The 21084-nt window shown below is 57.1% G+C and carries 15 protein-coding genes and 1 tRNA gene; 2 read left to right on the forward strand and 14 right to left on the reverse strand.

Annotation, left to right across the window (positions count from 1 at the left end; all coding sequences use genetic code 11):
- Nucleotides 1-59: 59 nt before the first annotated feature.
- From B2590_RS06620 to B2590_RS06670, 11 genes are all read right to left on the reverse strand, one after another.
- Complete coding sequence (locus B2590_RS06620) at nt 60-2444, reverse strand: efflux RND transporter permease subunit (RefSeq protein WP_036204606.1); 2385 nt, start codon at nt 2442-2444, stop codon at nt 60-62.
- Nucleotides 2445-2490: 46 nt separating this feature from the next.
- The gene (locus B2590_RS06625) at nt 2491-3639 is read right to left on the reverse strand and encodes a YCF48-related protein (protein WP_226909899.1); all 1149 of its coding nucleotides are present in this window, start codon (nt 3637-3639) and stop codon (nt 2491-2493) included.
- 154 nt (nt 3640-3793) lie between these two features.
- Nucleotides 3794-5182, reverse strand: a complete 1389-nt coding sequence (locus B2590_RS06630; protein WP_036204601.1) for a DUF1329 domain-containing protein — start codon at nt 5180-5182, stop codon at nt 3794-3796.
- Nucleotides 5183-5367: 185 nt separating this feature from the next.
- A complete protein-coding gene (pepN, locus tag B2590_RS06635; RefSeq protein ID WP_286811781.1) occupies nt 5368-8013 on the reverse strand; it encodes an aminopeptidase N in 2646 nt (881 codons plus the stop codon).
- Nucleotides 8014-8043: 30 nt separating this feature from the next.
- Complete coding sequence (locus B2590_RS06640) at nt 8044-8886, reverse strand: DUF2797 domain-containing protein (RefSeq protein ID WP_085681349.1); 843 nt, start codon at nt 8884-8886, stop codon at nt 8044-8046.
- Nucleotides 8883-9182: a YeaC family protein gene (locus B2590_RS06645; protein ID WP_036204593.1), complete on the reverse strand. Its 300-nt coding sequence runs from the start codon at nt 9180-9182 to the stop codon at nt 8883-8885. Before B2590_RS06645 ends, B2590_RS06640 begins: the two co-directional genes overlap by 4 nt.
- Nucleotides 9183-9320: 138 nt before the next feature.
- Nucleotides 9321-10196, reverse strand: a complete 876-nt coding sequence (locus B2590_RS06650; protein ID WP_151981838.1) for a rhomboid family intramembrane serine protease — start codon at nt 10194-10196, stop codon at nt 9321-9323.
- A 3-nt stretch (nt 10197-10199) separates the two neighbouring features.
- Nucleotides 10200-11213: a metallophosphoesterase gene (locus B2590_RS06655; RefSeq protein ID WP_036204586.1), complete on the reverse strand. Its 1014-nt coding sequence runs from the start codon at nt 11211-11213 to the stop codon at nt 10200-10202.
- 4 nt (nt 11214-11217) lie between these two features.
- The gene (locus tag B2590_RS06660; protein WP_007151855.1) at nt 11218-12102 is read right to left on the reverse strand and encodes an NAD(+) kinase; all 885 of its coding nucleotides are present in this window, start codon (nt 12100-12102) and stop codon (nt 11218-11220) included.
- A 132-nt stretch (nt 12103-12234) separates the two neighbouring features.
- Nucleotides 12235-13485 (reverse strand): DNA repair protein, encoded by a 1251-nt coding sequence (locus B2590_RS06665; protein WP_041334726.1) that lies wholly within the window; start codon nt 13483-13485, stop codon nt 12235-12237.
- A gap of 214 nt (nt 13486-13699) precedes the next feature.
- Nucleotides 13700-15766, reverse strand: a complete 2067-nt coding sequence (locus B2590_RS06670; protein WP_286811782.1) for an FAD-dependent oxidoreductase — start codon at nt 15764-15766, stop codon at nt 13700-13702.
- Between the two features lie 131 nt (nt 15767-15897).
- On the opposite strand from B2590_RS06670, the gene B2590_RS06675 reads away from it, so the two are divergent.
- Entirely contained in the window at nt 15898-16956 is a 1059-nt protein-coding gene (locus tag B2590_RS06675) for an AraC family transcriptional regulator (RefSeq protein WP_286811783.1), read from the forward strand.
- A gap of 204 nt (nt 16957-17160) precedes the next feature.
- Here B2590_RS06675 and B2590_RS06680 read toward each other — a convergent pair.
- Nucleotides 17161-17237 (reverse strand) — tRNA-Asp (locus B2590_RS06680).
- 125 nt (nt 17238-17362) lie between these two features.
- Nucleotides 17363-18394, reverse strand: a complete 1032-nt coding sequence (locus tag B2590_RS06685) for an AraC family transcriptional regulator (protein ID WP_199448698.1) — start codon at nt 18392-18394, stop codon at nt 17363-17365.
- 169 nt (nt 18395-18563) lie between these two features.
- Here B2590_RS06685 and B2590_RS06690 point away from each other — a divergent pair, with 169 nt between their 5' ends.
- Nucleotides 18564-19439, forward strand: coding sequence for a MaoC family dehydratase (locus tag B2590_RS06690; protein ID WP_286811784.1), 876 nt, complete (start codon nt 18564-18566; stop codon nt 19437-19439).
- Nucleotides 19440-19452: 13 nt separating this feature from the next.
- Here B2590_RS06690 and B2590_RS06695 read toward each other — a convergent pair whose 3' ends face one another.
- Nucleotides 19453-21042 carry a response regulator gene (locus tag B2590_RS06695; RefSeq protein ID WP_286811785.1) on the reverse strand — a complete coding sequence of 530 codons (1590 nt, stop codon included), beginning with the start codon at nt 21040-21042 and terminating at the stop codon, nt 19453-19455.
- Between the last annotated feature and the right edge of the window lie 42 nt (nt 21043-21084).

Raw genomic sequence — 21084 nt, forward strand, 5'->3', positions numbered from 1 at the left:
GGGTTCGTCAGCAATCTGAGCCCGCAGAGCGGGCTTTTTTGATCAGGCGGACGCGAATCTTATTTGTTCGCGCGGGCCTTGGCAACCATTCGATCCGGGCGCAGGAGGAAACGCGCCAGGGCCGGCAGCAGCCAGATAGAGCCCACCATGTTCCAGATGAACATGAAGAACAGCAACAACCCCATATCCGCCTGGAACTTGATCGGCGAGAAGATCCAGGTAACCACACCGATACCCAGTGTGACACCGGTAAAGATAACCGCCTTACCAGTAGACCTCAGGGTCTCGAAGTATGCTTCCTGGAGTGTCTTGCCCTCCAACAGGAACTTCTCGAGCTTGCTGTAGATATAGATACCGTAGTCGACACCAATACCCACGCCCAGCGCAATAACCGGCAACGTCGCTACCTTGATACCAATGCCTGATACCGCCATGATCGCCTCGGCCAGGATCGACGTCAGGCCCAGTGGGATCAGAATACACAGAACCGCACGGATAGAACGGAACGTCAGCAGGCACAATGACGCGACCACACCGTAGACGAAGATCAACATCATGTTCTTCGCACTTGAGATGACATCGTTCGTGGCAGCTTCGACGCCCGCATTACCGGCGGCCAGCATGAACGTGTATTCGTCGTTGTTATTGTTGCTGGCGAACTCCTCAACGCGTTCGGTGACTGTTTCCAGCGTTTCTGCCTTGTGATCCTCAAGGAAAACAAGCACCGGTGTCAGATCACAATTGGTATTGATCAGGCCTGCCGGCGCCTCACGGATCGAGGCATTGATAATGGTCTGGTTGCGGGAAATCTCATACCACTTCCAGTTACCCTCGTTCAGTGCCTTGGTAACAATCTTGGACACATCGGCCAAAGACGCCGAGGACTGCACACCAGGCGTGTTCTGAAGTTCCCACTGGAGGTTGTCCATGGCGCGGAGAACGTTGTACTGGGTACACTGCTCTTCCTCGGTTTTCACCATCACGACCAACACATCGGCACTCGTTGAGTAGTTGTCGATGATATAGGCATTGTCCTTGTTGTAGCGGGAATCGGCCCGCAGCTCCGGCGCACCCTGATCAAGGTCACCGACTTTCAGGCCTTGCTTGTAATAAAGGCCAAGCCCCAGGCCAATAACCGCTATCAACAGAGAAATCGGTGCCACACCGGGATGTGCGAAGTAAGACATGACGCGCCACTTGCGATCCTGCTTTTCACCATGATTCTGCACATGACGAACACCGCCCTTGGAGATACCAAGGTACGACATGATCAATACGTGCAATACCAGGTTGGTCAGAATGACGAACGCCACACCGATGCCGGCGGCAACGGCCAGATCCCGGATAACATCGATCTCGATGAAGAACAGAGTCAGGAAGCCGAAGGCATCTGAAATCAGAGCCAGCATGCCCGGGATATAGAGCGCCCGGAACGCAAGGCGGGCCGCGGTAACGGAATCAAACCCTTTCGCCGCTTCCACCGCCATGGCATTCACAATCTGAACGCCGTGACTGATGCCGATGGCAAATACGAGGAACGGAACCAGAACCGAGTAAGGGTCCAGGCCATACCCCAACAGCCTCAATGTGCCCAGTTGCAGGAACACCGCGATGATGGAGGTGAACACCGGAACCAGTGTTCCGGTAATGCAACGTGAGTACCCGAACAGCAACAGGGTCGTCAGGATAATGGTGATGCCCGCAAACCAGGCAATGGAACCAATACCCTCAATGAGGTCGCCCACTTTCTTGGCGAAACCGACGATGTGAATTTCAATGTTCGGATTCTGCGCCTCGTACTTGTCCCGGATCTTTTCTTCCAACTGGCGCGAGAACTCACCGTAGTCCAGCGGCTCGCCAGTTTCAGGGTTGTTCTCATAAAGCGGCGCGTACACGATGGTAGAACGGAAGTTGTCGGAAATCAGGCGCCCTACTTCGTTCGAACGGAGTACGTTCTGACGCAGCTGTTCAAGGGTGGCTCGGGAGCCATCGTAACCGTCCGGGATCACGGTGCCGCCCTGGAACCCTTGCTCAGTCACCTCAACCCAGCGAACGTTGGAGGTCCAGAGTGATTTCAATCCGGAACGGTCCACCCCGTTGAGATAGAACACCTCATCGGTGATCTGCTTCAGGGTTTCCATATACTCGGCTGTGAAGATATCGCCCTCTTCCACTTCCACGGCGATACGCACAAAGTTACCCAGGTTCTCCAGATCGTCCCGGTGCTCAAGCATATTGACGATGTAGGGATGCTCCAACGGAATCATCCGCTCGAAACTGGCATCCGGCTCAATCTTGACCGCGTTGTAGCCAAGGAACAGCGTCAGGAAGAAAAAGGCAATCAGGATGATGGCCCGATTGTTGAAGATCAGCCGTTCCAGGAACGGTTCTGCCTTCGGTGTAGTCAGGTAATGCTCGCCCTTGTCGTGCTTCGGGTTCGACATTCAAAAGCCCCTCTAATTTTCTATCTGTTGGTGCCGCATCAGGGCGTTATTGAAGATTCTTGCCGCGGGCGTCGGTGTGCTTCACGCCACCCTCGCCCACAATCAGCAGATTGGTTCCCGATACGGGGACAACATCCATCACCCCTTCCCGATCATCCCGGAAGTAGGGACGGAAGGTATCTCCACCGTTGGTGCTCATTAGCACTGCGCCACCATTGCCAACCAACGTGATACGGCCGTCTTCGGACACCGTGCCATCATTGAGGGTTGCGTCCGACTCACTGGGCACCACTTTCCAGCTTCTGCCCAGGTCGGATGAAAAGAAGATGTTCCCACGCAAACCGAATGCGAGTATCTCATTCACATTACCGGTTCCGATTGCTCCGAACAGGGAGCCTTCATAGGGGCTCTCACGTCTCTCCCAGCTGTCACCGCCATCGACGGACACGAAAATCTGCCCAGCCTCACCGACGATCACCAGGCCACCGCCAGTGATCTGGCCAATACTGTTCAGGTGAAAACTGCTGGGGTTTTCAAGCTTCGGCGCCCAGTCTTTCCAGGTCTTTCCGCCGTCCGTCGTGCGCAAAAACATGCCATAGGCACCAACAACGAAACCGTGGTTCTCATTTTCGAACCAAACATCCAGAAATGGGTTCACCGGGCCGATTTCAAGATCCGCCTGCAGGTTTTCCAGCGAGAAATACAGATCGCCCAACGCCCAATCGAGGTCGTCTTTCTCGTCCTCCGGGGCTTCTTCCAGTTTCTGCTCCATTTCGTCGATCTGCTCCTGGCGACTTTCAATCGCCAATTCAGCAGCCCGGACACCGGTGAGCTGGAGCTCCCAGTTTTCGCCCGCATCGTCTGAATGGAGAACAACACCACTGTGCCCAACGGCCCAGCCATGCTGTTCAGTGCCAAAATCCACGCCGGTCAATGTGACGGATACCGGAACTTCACCCTGCACCCAACTTTCACCATCATCATCGGAAAAAATGATATGACCACGCACACCGGCTGCCACGATTCGTTCGCCCGCCGTGTCGACATCATTGAGCAGATGCTCTGGCGCAAGCGCAGTTGGCCGGGATGGGGTTTCGATGATATCTGCAAGCGCAAACACCGTGGGCGCGGACAATGCCATGGATAGTCCAAGACAGGCCGCTCCCAGAGTCTTGCACATCAACCTTGTAGCCATTCAGATTGCCTATATGTTGTGTTGAACTGTGTCACTCTGATTTTGCCGGTCGCACCGGCCAATACTATGAATATACCGGTGACCTTCCGACCACCGGTATATCCGTCGCCATCCGTCTCTGGCGAAAATCGTGTTCCAACAGCGAGTCAAGACGTTAACGCACACTCCTGCGACGCAGGGAAGCCGGCGAGAAATACCGTCGGTTGGGCACGTCGTTGGTAAACTTACGGGTGGAACCCTCTTCGGTATCCAGGCCCAGCACGTGATAACGACGGGCCTGAAGGTCATGGTACACATCCAGCACTGTCCATACGCCAGGCAATTCATAATAGTTTTTCGCCAGGCCCATGGTTACGCGCCAGAGCTCACCGCGGCCATCGTACTGGTCCAGCAGCAAGGTGTTCCAGCTATCGGCATCCACATAGAAGCGACGCTTGCCGTAAATATGGCGCTCCCCTTCCTTCAGGGTCGCTTCCACAACATGCACCCGATGGAGCTCCCAACGGGTGAGGTCCGGATTCAGGTGGGAAATACCCAGGATTTCGGAGTAAGGCGTGCCCTGCTCACCGATGCGGTAATTGTTGTAGGGAACGTAGATCTCCCGCATGCCCTCATATTCCCAATTGTAGCGGTCCAGGGCACCGTTAAAGATATCGGTGTCATCGGCTGTTCGCAGATTATCTGCGGCTGCAATCGGAGAGTCATAGCCCAGGTTGGGTGCACGGCGAACACGGCGCTGGCCGGCGTTGTAACCCCAACCATTACGCGGGTTGATAATCTGGTTCAGAGTTTCATGAATCAGGATGGCACCACCGGCGAGACGGGGTGGCGACTGGGTGAACGACAGATAATAGAAAATAACGTTATCGAGTTCTTCTTCACTACCCTCAGGGTTGTAGTAATTGAAGAAGGCTTCCTGCTGAGAGGTCACAAGGGAGTAATCGCCATCCGGCTGCACTGCCACTTCGCTTGAACGGCGGGTTACGGAAACGCCACGCCAGCGAGTCAGGTGATTCCAGATTACCTGCCAGGCTTTTTGCTCATTATTACCGTGCAGGATGGGGAAAGGATAACCGGCAAAGGCGCCATCGATACCCTCGCCTTTACCCACTACCTCAGCATCTACGGCATTTTCCCTGGTGTTTTCAGCAACCCAATCCGGCACCGCGTGTGTGCGACGGCTTTTGTAGACCGGAATACGGAAGGTCGTCGGATAGGTGTCGAGCATGGCGCGGAGGCCGTCGGTCAGGTACTCGTCATACTGATCCATGTTGGACGCGCTGATGGTGAATAACACCTCATCGTCCGGGAAAGGGTTGATATGGTGCTGACCACTACCCTCATATCCGGTAGGGGCTTCGGTGAGGCCACCCGTCCACGCGGGAATGGTACCTGCCTCGTTGCCGGCTTTCACGGAGCCAAACGGGGTAAGATCCTGACCCAGTCGAGCGGCTTCACTACTGGAAACGGCGGAACTGGCTGGCATGGCAAAAACCGAAAGAGCAAACAGACTGCCCAAAATCACATTGTTCTTGTATGTCATTTTTTAACCTTAAACCTGTCTGAAAGCCCTGTAGAAGGCTTTTCTTATTGTGTTGTCATGGAATATCGGCTCCTGACAGAGTAGCCGATTGGCCGATATTGTCTATCGACCGAAAGTGCGATTTTGTATCCGCCTGTGACAGGCCCCGCGTTGCGGCAGACGGATACCCCAGCGATCTCGCTTCCCTATTGGCCGGCAAGGCTCTTGTGAACCACCTCGTAGACATCTCGCGACAATCCAGACTTGTCACGAACGGTCTCCAGCGCCGATTTCATCTGCTCGCCGTGAACCGGCGCGAATTTGCGCCAGCGGGTCAGCGGAGACACCAGCCTGGCCGCAATCTGTGGGTTACTGTCATCCAGTTTTCGCACCTGCTCCGCCAGGAACTGATAACCGGCTCCATCCTCTGCGTGAAAGGCAGGGAGATTCTGGCCAGCAAACACCCCGATCACCGAGCGGATCTTGTTGGGGTTCTTCCAGTCGAACGCCGGGTGCTCCATCAGTTCATGGACTTTGCGCAAGCCTCCGGTGCGGGTACTGCCCGACTGCACCGCGAACCATTGCTCAACCACCTGGGGGTCGTCCTTCCACTGCTGGTAGAAGTCTGCGAGTGCCTGCTCCTGCTCTTTTTCGTAACCGGAGTTCACCAGGGCACGAAGGGCCCCCATACGATCCGTCATGTTATCGGCCTCGTTAAACTGGCTTGTCGCCAGCGTCCGGCCCTCTTCATCATCGATGTGCAGGAGCCAGGCCAGGGCGGTATTCCGCAAGCTTCGACGCGCCACGGCCTCCGGCGTCACCTCGTAGTGACCGCTCAGGGTGTTGCGGTGATAGCAGGCCAGAAGCTCGTCCCTCAGCGATCTCGCCAGATGCGCAAGCACGCGTTCACGGGCTCTGTGGATGGCAGGTACGTTGGGCTGATCAGCCAGTTCGATCAGATAGGCTTCGGATGGCAGTTGCAGCATTTTGGCAACCAGCGCCTGATCCAGAGACGAGTCCGCCAACAGGCTGCGATACGCCTCAACCAGGCCGGCGTCCACGTTCCCATCGGTGGACGACACCAGTGAGTTGATGACGTCCACCGCCAGGCGCTGTCCCGCGTCCCAGCGATTGAAACCGTCCGAGTCATGGCTCATCAGGAAGGTGAGCTGCTCCCGTGTCCACGGGTAGAATACCCGCACCGGCGCCGAGAACCCCCGCAACAATGAAGGCACTGGCCGCTCCGACAAGCCGTGGAACTCGAAGGTATGACTGGCGTCGGTCAACTCCAGGACCCGGTCCGTTGGCGCATCGGCATCATCTGCAGCCAGCTTCAGTGGCAACGACTCACCCTCGGCACCCAGAAGGCCGATGGCAAATGGGATGTGCTGCGGCTTCTTATCGGTCTGTCCCGGTGTATCCGGAATCGACTGTTTGATGGTCAGGCGATAGATGCCAGCAGCGTCATCAAACTCATCCCGCACTGTCAGCTCTGGCGTGCCAGACTGCTCGTACCAGAGACGGAACTGCGACAGGTCACGACCACTGGCATCCTCCATGGCGCGGACAAAGTCGTCTGTTGTCACCGCCTGACCGTCATGCCGCTCAAAGTACAGGTCACTGCCCTTGCGGAACAGATCGGGCCCCAGCAGCGTATGGATCATGCCCACCACTTCCGAACCTTTCTCGTAGATGGTCAGCGTGTAGAAGTTCGTGATCTCCATATAGGATTCCGGACGAACCGGGTGCGCCATTGGCCCCGCATCCTCGGCGAACTGAGCGGTACGAAGCATGGTCGCATCCTCAATCCGCTTGACAGTGGGCGAACCCACATCGGCAGAAAAACAGGAATCCCGAAACACCGTGAAGCCTTCTTTCAGGCTAAGCTGGAACCAGTCGCGACAGGTCACGCGATTACCGGACCAGTTGTGGAAATACTCGTGGGCCACGATCGACTCGATGCGCTGGAACGCCATGTCCGTCGCGGTTTCCTGGCTGGCCAGTACGCACGAGGAGTTGAAAATGTTCAGCCCCTTGTTCTCCATGGCGCCCATGTTGAAGTCATCCACTGCGACGATCATGAAAATATCCAGATCGTACTCGCGGCCATACACCTCCTCGTCCCAGCGCATGGCGCGTTTCAGGGAGTCCATGGCGTGGTCGCACTTCTCGGCGTTGCGGGGCTCAACGTACATGCGCAGATCAATGTCACGACCTGACATTGTCTTAAAGCTGTCCCGCTTTTCCAGGAGGTCACCGGCCACCAGGGCAAACAGGTAGCAGGGCTTCGGGAATGGGTCTTCCCAGGTGACAAAATGCCTGCCGTCGGCCAGATCACCCTTTTCAACATCGTTGCCGTTGGACAGCAGGATGGGATAGCGGGTTTTATCCGCCTCAACACGGGTGCGGAAACGGGCCATCACATCGGGCCGGTCAGGAAAGTACGTGATGCAGCGGAAGCCTTCGGCTTCACACTGGGTACAGAACATGCCCGACGATTTGTACAGACCTTCCAGGCGCGTGTTGTTCTGGGGTTCGATCCAGGTCACGATCCCCAGATTAAACTGATCCGGCACTTCATAAAGGGTGAGTTTGTCGTCACGGTCCTCGTAGGCGCTGCCCTCCAGGGGTTTGCCATCCAGGCTCACCGATTCAAGTGTGGTCAGGCTGTCGCCGTCGAGTTCAAGGCTCTTGTCCGAGGAATCGCTGTCGGGATTCCGGCGCATGGCCAGGGTACAGTGAACCCTGGCCCCATCTTCAAACAGTTCAAAACGCAGATCCACATGGTCCACCAGAAAGGCGGGCACGCGGTAATCCTTGAGGAAAATGGTCTGTGGCTGACTGGTACGCATTCACTTTCTCCAGAATTCGTTGGGCCGGGCTCAGTGGTTTGGGAAGACCCGGAAGCGGACTTCATAACCGGTGTATTTACGGATATTGATAACACCGGTATCCAGGATCAGGTATTGGCCCTTGATCCCCTGGAGCACGCCGTCCGCCGAGGGCGACTTGTCCAGATTATGAGTTTTTACCGTCCGGGGCCATACCTCGACCGGATAGCTCAAAGCCAACCCGTCTTCATCGACAGCCCGGATACTGTTCTCACCGTGGGCGGCGCGCAATTCCGACAAATCGTCGGCGACCAGCTCCAGCATGCGGCGACGCTCTTCAACCAGATCCAGATCCGGCACGTCGCCTTTAAGCATGGCCCGCCAGTTGGTTCGGTCCGCGACGTACTTCTTGCACGCGACTTCCACAAAACCTGCTAACTGTCGGGTAGTCACCCGGACCATCGGGATGGCATCGACGGCACCCTGGTCTATCCAGCGAGTTGGCACCTGAGAACCACGGGTTATGCCCACCTTGAGACCGGACGAATTAGCCAGATACACCACATGCTCAATCATGCAGTGAGTCTCTCCCCACTCCGGCTCACGGCAGGTGCCCTCATGGTAATGGCATTTTTCCGGGCTCATGATGCAGCTGTCACAGGCGGCCAACTTACGAAAACAGGGATAGCAGTAACCCTGGCTGAAACTCTTGTTGGTCTTACGATCACAGTTGATGCAGCGTATCACGCCATCGAAATCAAACTGCAACGGGTACCCGACCATCTCATTAAGGGGGATGAGGGTATCGCCCACCCGGATGGTATAGCTGACCGGATCACCGGCCTCTGCAGGCATCTTGCGCAGGCGACCGGTCACATCAACCAATGCGGTCAAGACTTCACCTCAAAGTACTGATCTGAGCCGGCCGTACCGTTTGACGATTTCCCTGCTGTGCGCGACACGCTGGGATCGCACGCAGTCCCCGCCTTTTCGCCGCGGTCAAGGTAACCAACCCGCTCTTCCATCGGTGTGTTGTGGTGGTCTTCGTAATAAATAACGGCCTCCATGCAGATCGACCGCTGCTCGTCACTCAGTTTACGACCATCCGGCCACTTGCCCAGCTCAAGGGCGCGCTTGAGGCTCTGATAAACAGCGGGGTCCAGCCGTTTGATCAGCTCTTCGTAGGTCATTTCGTTCTCCAATCATTTGCTAGCAAAAAATGTGAGGAAACCCGTTGACAACAATAAACGATAATGATTATCATTAACTCACCAAATGACGAAGGTCGTATTCATTTGGTCTCTCTCATCAGGAGCTATACGCTCTTTTCATGCCCCGCGGTTTCGCGGGGCTTTTTTTGGTACCGGCAAAATGGCCGCCAGGGCAAGCCCAGCCACAAAGCCTCCCAGGTGGGCTTCATTTGCCATCTGCCCCAACCCCACCATTTCGGTAAATGGCGTAAAGCCTATCACCATCCAGGCCACGGCAAACGTCACCAGCGCAGGCGGGAACTGGAAACGGGGCACGCGCCGCTGGCTCAGCCAGCAATAACCCAGAATGCCGTACACAACGCCAGACAGACCGCCAAACAGAGGCCCACTCACGATGTACTGCAATCCGTTGGACAGCAGGCTGGTCACTACGAACAGGGCAAGTAACCGCGCACGGCCATCGAACCACTCAACCTGACTGCCCAGGAACCACAACATGACGGAATTAAAGATGATATGGGTCCAGCTGAAATGCAGGAAATCTGGCGTGATCAGGCGCCAGACCTGCCCACCAGCCAAGGTAGAAGACAGCGCCTGGATTCGATCCGCCATGGTACCAACATCATAGAAACGCGGATCGACGAACATCAACAGGGTGGATAGCTGATTCTGTCCCATGGCCGTCACCCAAGCCATCAATACGGCCAGGGCAATCATGGCGAGCACCATGGGTGCGTGGCGTGGCGACGGCTGCCAACGCCCCCCGACAAACACCGGCGATTGCGCTGTCGTATTGACAGCGTCCTGCACCTCGGGTTCCTTCAGGAAGCGCTCAAGGGCCTGTAACACCGGCTCCGTATGCTCAGGGTTCTCCAGCCACAGCACCTGTGACCCACCCTCCTCGGTGATCCGGTGCTCCACCCCCTGCTCTTTCAGCCAACGACTGAAACCAGCCAGGTTTATGTCGGTATCAATCTGTTTCACGCGATACACAGGTTACCTCGCCACGCTGTCTTCGCTGGTGGGATAGTCCGGCTGCTCCGGCCTCTCCACATCCACCCAAACGAACTTGTCACGGGACAGGGTACGTTCGCCATCCAGGCGATAGGCCACTAGCTTGCCGTATTTGACCGCACTGAAGTCGATGCAGGCCACATTGTGTTTCAGTGGTGCCGGCTCGCCTTCCATCCAGTAATGGCCCACGAACACCGGTGGCGCTGAAGCGGGATAGCTGATCAGCTGGCCTCGCTCAGCGTCCGTCAGCTCACGGCAGGCGACGTCCTCCGGCAAGGGGTCGGGCTGGAACACCACGTCGGCGTAGGTTTTCGGGTTATCAGCCCAGAACTTGGTGCGGAAAAACTCCCTGACGTAGCCGTCTTTACCGGTAATCTTCACGCCCGGCGGCAAGCGAAGATCCGTGCCGCGCAGCAAGGTATCCATGACCTGGCCGGCGAAGGACTCAATCGCCGCCGACGCATGGAGGAACTCGTCATCGATACAGGCACCTCCCTGATTTTCCTTGAATTTGGTGATCAGGTCGCTGTCCCAACACGCATGTACTGCCCGGAAATCCGGCTCATCGATAAACAGGGGAATGGTGTAGAACCACTCCAGAAACTCGTTCCATTCGTGGGGGTAATGCTCGAACTGTTCGAGGGTTTCTCGGATCAACCGGTCGTGCCGGGCATTGTGCTCCCGCAGGAACGTCTTGCCACTGCCGGGGCGGGCACGGGTGCAGTAGCCCAGGGCGTTGTACTCGTGATTTCCCATTACGATGCGGGCGGAACCGTGCTCGACCATGTCCCTGACCAGATGCAGTGCCTCACGGATACGAGGTCCGCGGTCAATGATGTCACCAATGAATATGGCCTGGCGCCGGGGGTGTTCATAGACACCGTTAACCTTGCGATAGCCCATCTGGTCCAGTAGCCGCACCAGGGTATGAGCGCATCCGTGAATATCGCCGATAATGTCGTAACCGCGGCTCGCGGATCTTTCCTGTCCTGGCATGTTGTTAGCTCGCTGCAATCTCACTGGCCCAGCCCAGCTTGTCCCGGCATGTGGCGTAAAAATTATGATCCGCGGGGTGAATCAGGCGAATCTTGAAGGGTTTCTTGGTGATTCGGATGATGTCGCCGGGGGCACAGGCAATGTTCATCTGCCCGTCGAAACTGATCTGCGGATAGGTTTCGTTGGTTTCACCGATCACCAGCTTGATCTCACTCTTGCCGTCCACCACGATCGGGCGACTGCTCAACGTGTGCGGGAACATGGGCACCAGCACGACGGCATCGAGTTTCGGATGCATGATCGGCCCGCCCGCCGATAACGAATAGGCGGTCGACCCGGTCGGCGTAGCCACGATAAGCCCATCCGAGCGTTGGCTGTATACGAAATGTCCGTCGATGTAGAGGTCGAACCCGATCATCCGGGTCGATTTGCCGGGATGCAGCACCACGTCATTCAGGGCGGTTCCAAAGCCCAGGGGCTGGCCATTGCGCTCCACGTGCCCATCCAGGAGGAAACGTGTCTCTTCGATGTATTTCCCCTGCAGGACCTTGCCCAGCCGTTCCTCCAGGTCAGACGGAGAAATATCGGTCAGGAAACCAAGACGACCACGGTTCACACCCAGCAGCGGAATCTTGGATTTGGCCAGTTCCCGGGCAGCGCCCAGCAGACTGCCATCACCACCCACCACAATAACCAGGTCACAAATTTCACCCAGCAGCTTCTTGCTGGCCACCTGAAGACCATGACCAGGCAGCATACTGGCGGTGTCTTCCTCAATGATCACGTGATAGTTATTGCTCACCAGATACTGTTTGAGCTGACGCAGCGATTCGACCACCTTTACGCTGCCCATGCGGCCAATCACGCCAATGTTTCTGAATTGATCCATGTAGCTTCCTGTGGGTGTCTGGGTTGGGCCGGGGCGGAGCTGATTCATCACCCGGGGGCGTATCAGCACCCATAGTAACGAAATACGGCCCGATTCTGAAAAAAGATCCCGCAGGAAATCGCTAGAGGCAGGTTAGTTGGAGTCCTTCGGCCGGTGCTGTTCGCAGCGATCATCCACCTCTGCCCGAAACTCAGCCGGCTGACTGATGCGCATGACGGGCTCACCACAGGGTTTACCGTTGGTAAGCTTATGATGGCAGACCGGGTGTTCATAGTGGTCAAGCCATTGCCGGTAGGCCGGCTCATTGAGCCCGCAACGCTCAGCAGCGTAGGCCACAGGGTTGCGGAAATAGCTCTCGATATCATCGTAAGGCAGGGTAATATGACCTACCCCGGCGTGGTAGGCCACCAGGAAGACCGAATGGTTTTGCAGATGATCCATGACTGAATTTTCGGTTGGCGGCTGGTGTCGCAAGTCATAGTTTTCCTGCTCCAGCACCACGATCTTTTCGTCCCTCAATTCCAGTTCGCGCTGACGGCGCTCCAGTTGCTCTCGCAGCAACACCACCTCGGCATCCGCCGTAGCACCCTCGCGCTCGTTACGGGCCTCACCACTGGCGATCTGCTCCTGCATCATCAGGTACTGCTCATTGCGCTCAGCAAGGCGTTTTTTCAGCTGTTCATTGCTGAGTTTCTGGCGCTCATACTTCTGCTGGAGTTCGGCGGTTTCATTACGCAGGGCCTGCATCTCATGGCGGTTTTCACGCTGCAGATCAGACAGCGCATCGCGATGAACACTTTGCAGGGTTTTGATGCGAAGCCGCTGTTCCCGGATAACACGGGCAAGCCGCACCCGGTCTGCGGAAACCTCAGGTTCTTCCTGGGAACGGGACTCGGCACCCAACACAGGAATATCCTCTTCCGGCGTGGGCTCCACCTTGCGGAACCTCAGTGTGTTCGCATCCACGGCGCGCCGAATGGCCTGGAAGTGGTTGCTTCCCGGGGTCATATCAGGATCCCAGAAATCCTCGGCACTGGCAGACTTCGGGCATTGACTGCGACACACCAATCGAATCGGACCAGCACCCATATCCGGGCCCTTGGCACCTTTGCGGGCCAGTTTTTCTACGGGCAAGTTCCAATGGCTGTCAGCCCTGCCTTCCTCATCAAAATAGATTCGGAAGAAAACCAGCGAACGCACCAGAAGGTCGCTGCCAAGCAATACGTAAACGGCCTTTACATCGGTATCTGCCAGGTCGGACAGGCCAACGTAGCCATCAAGAAAGGCTCCGAACTCAGACGCACGCATCTGGCGCGACACGTCGCTGCCGTCCATGAAAAACACCGCCGAATAACCATCGCTTGCCTGGTCGGCAGACCCCATTGCTAACTCCCCACTCTCCGAAAACCCGACCGCTACACGACAAACACACCAAAAGTGTTCCGTTTTTTCGTCAGACACCAGAAACCGGCCCTGCACAGTGCGCGGGGCCGGCTTCAAACTGACAGACTTACGGATAATAGTCTAGCGGGTCAAACCTCTGAAGGTAGAGCAAAACTGCAACGTTTTGTGATCAGGGCCCGCACGCCCGTGGCACTCAGAGCTCCGCTGCCAGGCGGCTGCCCTGATTGATCGCGCGCTTGGCATCCAGTTCCGCGGCCACGTCGGCGCCACCGATCAAGTGCACCTTCATTCCAGCGGCTTCAAGCCCACTCTGTAACTCACGCAAAGGCTCCTGGCCGGCACACACAACAATGGTATCCACCGGCAATACCCTATCCTCTCCCTGCTCGGCACCTTTCGGGGTCACCGTTATGTGCAGCCCGTCATCATCAATCTTGCGGTAGCTCACGCCCGGAACCATCTGCACCTGGCGATTCTTCAGTGAAGTGCGGTGAATCCAGCCTGTGGTCTTGCCCAGGTTTTTACCGACTTTCGATGCCTTGCGCTGCAACAGGTACACCTCGCGGGCCGGCTCCGGCACCTCCGGCTCCATGCCCTGAATACCGCCACGATGACCAACGCTCAGGTCCACTCCCCATTCACGCATGAAGTGCTCGGGGTCCAGTGCCGCCGAGGTGCCCTTGTGGACGATGAATTCCGAGACGTCGAAACCGATGCCACCGGCACCAATCACCGCCACTTTCTGCCCTACGGGCTTGCGACCCAACAGCGCATCCAGGTAACCAATGACACTGGGGTGATCCACTCCCTCAATCTCCGGCGTGCGCGGGCTGACGCCGCTGGCCAGCACCACATGGTCGTATCCACCAGCCTTGAGGGCATCGATATCCACACGGGTATTCAGGCGTACGTCCACCCCGTGTTTGTCCAGCATGACCCGGAAATAACGCAGGGTTTCGTAGAACTCCTCCTTGCCCGGTATCCGCTTGGCCACGTTGAACTGACCACCCACTTCGCTACCGGCGTCAAACAGCGTTACATTATGACCACGCTCCGCCGCTACCGTCGCAAACGCCAGGCCTGCGGGGCCGGCCCCAACCACCGCGATCGTTTTGGGCTCGGCGGTTTTGACGTAGGTCAGCTCAGTTTCGTGACAGGCACGGGGGTTGACCAGACAAGAGGTCAGCTTGCCGCTGAAGGTATGATCCAGGCAGGCCTGGTTGCAACCGATGCAGGTGTTGATTTCATCCGCGCGGTCTTCGGCAGCCTTCAGAACAAGGTCCGCATCCGCCAGGAACGGACGGGCCATGGACACCATATCAGCATCGCCTTCCGCGAGGATCTTCTCGGCAACATCCGGCATGTTGATGCGGTTGGTGGTCACCAGGGGAATGCTGACCTCGTCTTTCAGGCGCGCCGTTACCTTGGTAAACGCGCCTCGAGGCACAGAGGTAGCAATGGTCGGTACACGGGCTTCATGCCAGCCGATGCCGGTGTTGATAATGGTTGCGCCGGCTTTCTCGATTTCTTTCGCCAATTGCACCACTTCATCCCAGGTACTGCCATCTTCGATAAGATCCAGCATCGACAAACGGTAAATAAGGATGAAATCGCTGCCCACGCGCTCGCGAACCCGGCGAACAATCTCGATCGGCAGTCGAATGCGGTTCTCGTAGCTGCCACCCCACTGATCAGTACGATGGTTTGTATGGGCCACGATGAACTGGTTGATGAAGTAACCTTCCGAACCCATGATCTCCACGCCGTCGTACCCGGCTTCCCGCGCGAGCGCCGCGCAGTTGACGTAATCCTCAATCTGCTTTTCGATACCCGCTTCGTCCAGCTCTCTAGGCTTCATCGGGTTGATGGGCGCCTGAATCGCGGACGGGGCCACCAGCTCCGGATGATAAGCGTAGCGACCGGCATGGAGAATCTGCATACAAATCTTGCCGTCGGCCTCATGCACCGCGCGGGTGATCACCTGATGCTTGTCCGCTTCTTCCTGGGTGTTCATCTTGGCCGCGTGCTGGAACACCGCACCTTCCACATTCGGGGAAATACCACCAGTCACAATCAAACCCGCACCGCCACGGGCACGTTCGGCGTAGAAAGCGGCAAGCCGATCAAAACCATTCTTCGCCTCTTCCAGGCCAGTATGCATGGACCCCATCAGTGTACGATTGCGAAGACGCGTGAACCCGAGATCCAACGGCTCCAGCAAATTGGGGTAACGTTTAACGCCCGGTGTCGATTCGGTCATGATCTCTCTCCTGTTATTGGATCGGCAATGCCGTGATATGGGCTCTAAATTAGCCATCCGGCCCTTCCCAAACAATATCCCGAAACAACAGTTTGATATCCTGTAACGACTTGTCGGACAATACCTGCATCATGAAAACGAGCACCAGACACAAAAACCCCCTCGGCGATATCAGCGTGCTGTACGTCGCCGTCATGGCCCGCGCACTTCGGGCCGAAGGCCGGGACCCCACAGACCTGCTGAGCCGGTTTGGGCTGGACGAACAGGCACTGGGAGCGCCTGCGGCCCGGATCAGCATCCCCCGGTTCATGAGAATGGGTCAGGCGGCTATCGCCCTCACCGGCAACCCCGCGCTCGGCCTGACGATGGGCCAGCTGTCTCGCCCCGTGGACGCGGGTATCGCAGGGCTTGCCGCCCAATCTGCCGCCACAGCTGGCGAAGCCATCAGCACGCTGATTCATTATTCCCTACTCAACAGCCGCAACAGCAGGGGTGTTCCCTGGACAGCCGGCAAGGGCCGTGAAGCGCATTTTTACTCCATCAAACCCTACAATGTGTTTAATTACTTCGTGGTGGATTCGGTCCTTGCAGCCTGGGCCCAATTCCTGAGGCTCATTACCGGCCACGACCGGGTCGTTGAGCGGGTCTGCATTGAGTACCCTTCCCAGGGTTACGACGATGTGTTTGAACAGTGGTTCGGGTGCCCGGTGAAGTTCGGTGCCGAAGGCAACAGCCTCAGACTGGCCCCGGGAATAGCGGAAGCCGCTTCGCTACAGGCGCAGGCCGCCATGTTCGAGTCACTGTCAGGGCAGTGCGCGCTGGAACTGTCACGTATCCGCGCCGGGTGGAGCACGGCTGACCGGGTGAAAGACCAGCTCCCACCCCTGCTACAGGGCGGCACTCCGACCCTGATGACCGTCGCCCATAAGCTCGGCGTCGCGCCCTGGACACTTCAAAGGCAATTGGCAGAGGAGAACACCGGATTTCGGGAACTGGTGGACGACACCCGCAAGGAGCTGGCTGTCGAGTACATACGGGAAACACGGGTATCGCTGTCAGAAATTGCGTGGCTATTGGGCTTTGCCAATCCGGCAGCATTTCATAAGGCGTGGCGTCGCTGGTTCAACACCAGCCCGGGGGAACATCGAAAACGGTACCTGGCGGAGCAGGCTGCCAAGGGCATTCTATAAACTCTGAATCCGTCCCTACAGTTCAGTAGCGTCGTCCAGAGCATCGTCGTCATCGTAGTCTTCAAACTGACAGTCCATCAGCTCTTCTTCATAATCGGACATTATTCGTCTCCATGTTTCAAACAGGAAAACGATAACATGCGAAATATTACGCAGAGATGAACCAGGAATGACAATGCAAAGAGGTAATAAACGAAAGGAAAATGGCGGAGCGGACGGGACTCGAACCCGCGACCCCCGGCGTGACAGGCCGGTATTCTAACCAGCTGAACTACCGCTCCGCGTGAGCCGCCACCTCGGGCGCAATCAAGGGTGTGACTGCTCGGTGACAACGAGGGCGCATTATAAAGAGGCCGCCCTGCATGTCAACGTTTTTCATGAAAAAAGTTCGGTTTCCGGGAGGCTCTTACATGGCATCAACCATGGCATCCTTTCCCTGTGCGGTCTTTCGGTATTCGATGGGCGTCATGCTCGACCAACGCTTGAACGCCCGGTAGAAAGTACTGGGTTCCGAGAAGCCGGTGAGATAAACGATTTCGTCAATGGATTCGTCGGTGGTTGCCAGCAACTGCCGCGCCAGGCGATAACGGAAATCCGCCAGCACCTGGTTGAAGCTGGTTTCTGCTTCAGTCAGGCGGGTACGCAGGGTTCGGGGCTTAATGCCAAGACGCTCGGCCACGGCATCCAGAGTAACCTCGCCGCTGTCCAGCAGTTCCGCAACAATCCGCTCGACCTGTCCGACGATGTCTTTCTTCTCAAGACGGGCCACCTGCTCACTGGCAAACCGCTCATGAAGGTCCAGCAACTCCGGTTCCGCATGGGGTGAAGCGTGGGACAGCAGGGTGGCAGGGAAATACAGCCGGTTTTCCTCGGCGCCAAATATGACATCGCAGCCAAGCACGTCGATCACATGCTCCTGGCCATGCTCACGCTGATGCTCAAACTCGATGCGCGACGGGTAGAAGCGGTCATCGGTGATCGATTTGAAAAAGGTAATCAGACCCTGCACGAAGCATTCGTTGAAGTGCCGCAGACGGCTGACTTCGCTGGAAGCGGCATCCAGAACCATGCAAGCCTCGTCGCCCTCGATGAAGAAGTCGGTATTGGCAGCATCGCTCAACAGGCGCTGATAGTTCTGAGCCCGCCGCAGGCCCTCGCCAAACGTCGGGCTACTCAGAAACAGATATTCCAGTACCTGCCCCTTGTAGGCCGGTAACAACTGACCCAGGTGGAGGCCGGCGTCGGAGTCACCCGACACATCCTCAACCACCTGCCAGAAATACAACTGGGCACTGTGAGGTGTTCTTAGCTGCTCGGTGTAGACATAGTCTTCATCCACTCCCAGCCGGGCAAAAATGGCATCTGTATCAATCCCTTTGCGTTTCATGGCCTGATAAATCAGGCGCAACATCACACCCGCATCGCGAAGTTCCTGCATAAAATCCCGCTTTATAGTTGTTTATTAATCGGCTTGGCCGGCCGGACAACCTTGCTGGCAAGCCAGGTCAATGCTCATACTGGCCGGGTTTGCCAGACTCTGAGACCTTAGTCTTATATTAGAGCATATCAGGCCACAGACGCACAGGTGTACCAGGAGAGATAGCAATATGACAGATACTTCAATCTACCACCGTCACCCGCCCGGCCTATGGTCGCTTTACAGCAAGGCCCTACTCCCGAAAACCAGGCCATCCGGCGACGAACTCAGGATCCCCGGCCTGTCCACCCGATTAATCGGTGTCAGTACGGCCAACGATAACCTGAAACGCTACCGGAGGGTATGTGGCTTCGATACACAGGCTAACGTGCCCATCACCTGGCCCCACATCCTGGCGTTTCCGTTGCATCTGAAACTGCTGACCGAGAAAGACTTCCCACTGCCCCTGCTTGGTCTCGTTCACCTTCGCAACAACATCACGCAGCACCGAGCCATCGGCACCGGGGAAACGCTGGACATTACCGCACGGCTGGACGGTCAGAACAATACGTCGAGGGGCCTGGAGTTCGATCTGGTCACCGAAGCCTGGTCCGCAGGGAGGCTGGTGTGGGAAGAGACGAGCACCAACCTGTTCCGACAGCCGGATAAAAGCAAAAAGGCCTCGGGCGATAAACCTCCCGAACTGCCCCACTACCCTGAGACCACCGACTTCAGTGCCGCGGAATCCATTGGCCGGCAATACGCGGGGGTATCCGGTGACAGAAACCCGATACACCTTCACGCGCTGACCGCAAAGGCCTTCGGTTTCCCCCGGGCGATTGCCCACGGCATGTGGAGCAAGGCCCGAGTGCTGGCATTACTGGAACAGCAAAGCGGCTGGCGCCCGGACGCGATATCCGTCTCCTGCCAGTTCAAGAAGCCACTGTTCCTTCCCGGAACCGCACAACTCAACTGGCAGGCGGGGCAAGACGGCTGGGACTATCAGCTACTGAACGCGTCCGGAAACGCCCCCCACCTGAGCGGCCAGATACATTGGGAAAGTTAAGTGGGGAGAGAGGTTACTCTGTCGGCTCTCCGGAGCCGTCAGTGGACGCACAGGGCGAACCCACAGCACCGGCGACCGGCAGGGTAAAGAAGAAACACGCACCACCGTGCTCGGGCCGCTCAAACCCGATATCACCGCCCTGGGCCTGGATCAGGGATCGACACATGGGCAAGCCAATCCCCATGCCTTCTTCCTTGGTGGTATAAAACGGCAGGAACAGCTTTTCTTCCGCATCGTCCTGCAGGCCAACGCCATGATCGGTGACCGCCACACGGACACAGCCCGTGCCTGACATCGCCACGGTTACCTCCACAGGCTTTTCCGATTGGGCGCTGCGAGTGGACTCCAAGGCATTACGAATCAGGTTCAACGCAACCTGCTGCACCTGAATCGGGTCCGCCAGGACATCCGGCACGTCATTGGCCACCGAAATCTCGACGCCGCCCTCGTTGTTGCGGATATCCACTTCTGCGAACTGGCGGGTATCTTCCAACAGCGCCGCAATCGACAACACATCCTTTCCGGCAGCCGGCTTCTTCATAAACCGCCGGATGCGTCGGATCACCTCACTGGCGCGGTGTGACTGGGCTTCGATCTTCTCCAGCGTTTCCTCAAGCAACTCGTGGTCCGGCGCTTCCTTGGCCAACACGCGCTTGGCAACGCGGGCATAGTTGGTGATGGCCGTCAGTGGCTGGTTAACCTCATGTGCCACACCGGCCGCCATCTCCCCCATGGTGGTCAGGCGGGAGAAGTGGGCCAACTGCTCACGCTGCTCCTGAACCATGTGCCGGGCGTCGTCCAGTGCCCGCTCACTTTCAAGCTCAGCAGTGATGTCACGGAAGACAACCACCGCGCCATGCAGTTCATCACCATCCAGTTTCGGTGTCGCACGATACTCCACCGGAAACGGTGAACCATCTGCGCGTAACATCTCGATATCGCGCTGGTTCTCCGGAACACCCTTGGTACAGGTGGCATAAATAGGGAGTGACTCACATCCGTGGCCGGCGGTGCGGAAATGGAGATCGAAAAAACCCTCACCAATCAACTCTTCAACAGGCTTGCGCATGATCAGCGCCGCCGCCGGATTGGCGAACACGATGGTACCCCTGGCGTCGAGACCGTAAATACCTTCGCTGATGGAGTTGAGTATGCGTGCCTGATCGTTTTCAAGCTGGCGATTACGGGCCTGAAGCGCCCGTTCAAGGCGGATGACCCTGGCATGGGTTTTCACCCGGGCAATCACCTCCTGGGCCTGGAACGGCTTGGAGATGTAGTCAGCGCCTCCCAGGGAGAATCCCCGGACTTTCGCCTGCAGATCATCCAGAGCGGAGAGAAACACCACGGCGCTGTCTGACGTAACCGGGTCTGCCTTGAGGCGTTCACACACCTGATAGCCGTCAAGTTCCGGCATCATGATGTCGAGAAGGATCACTTCCGGCTGATGGCGATGAGCAAGGTCCAGCGCCTTTTCACCATCGTTGGCAATGAGCAGGCGATAACCCTTGTCTTTCAGGGTCTCATAGAGAACCTTGAGGTTCTGCGGGTTGTCGTCAACGAGCAGAACCGTTACGTCTGTTGTCTCAAGGACAGCATCTGTCATAGAAGTACGGCCGGTTACGATGATGAATGCATGATGCCGGCC

The organism is Marinobacter sp. UBA3604, assembly GCF_002375325.1.
GTDB lineage: Bacteria > Pseudomonadota > Gammaproteobacteria > Pseudomonadales > Oleiphilaceae > Marinobacter > Marinobacter salarius.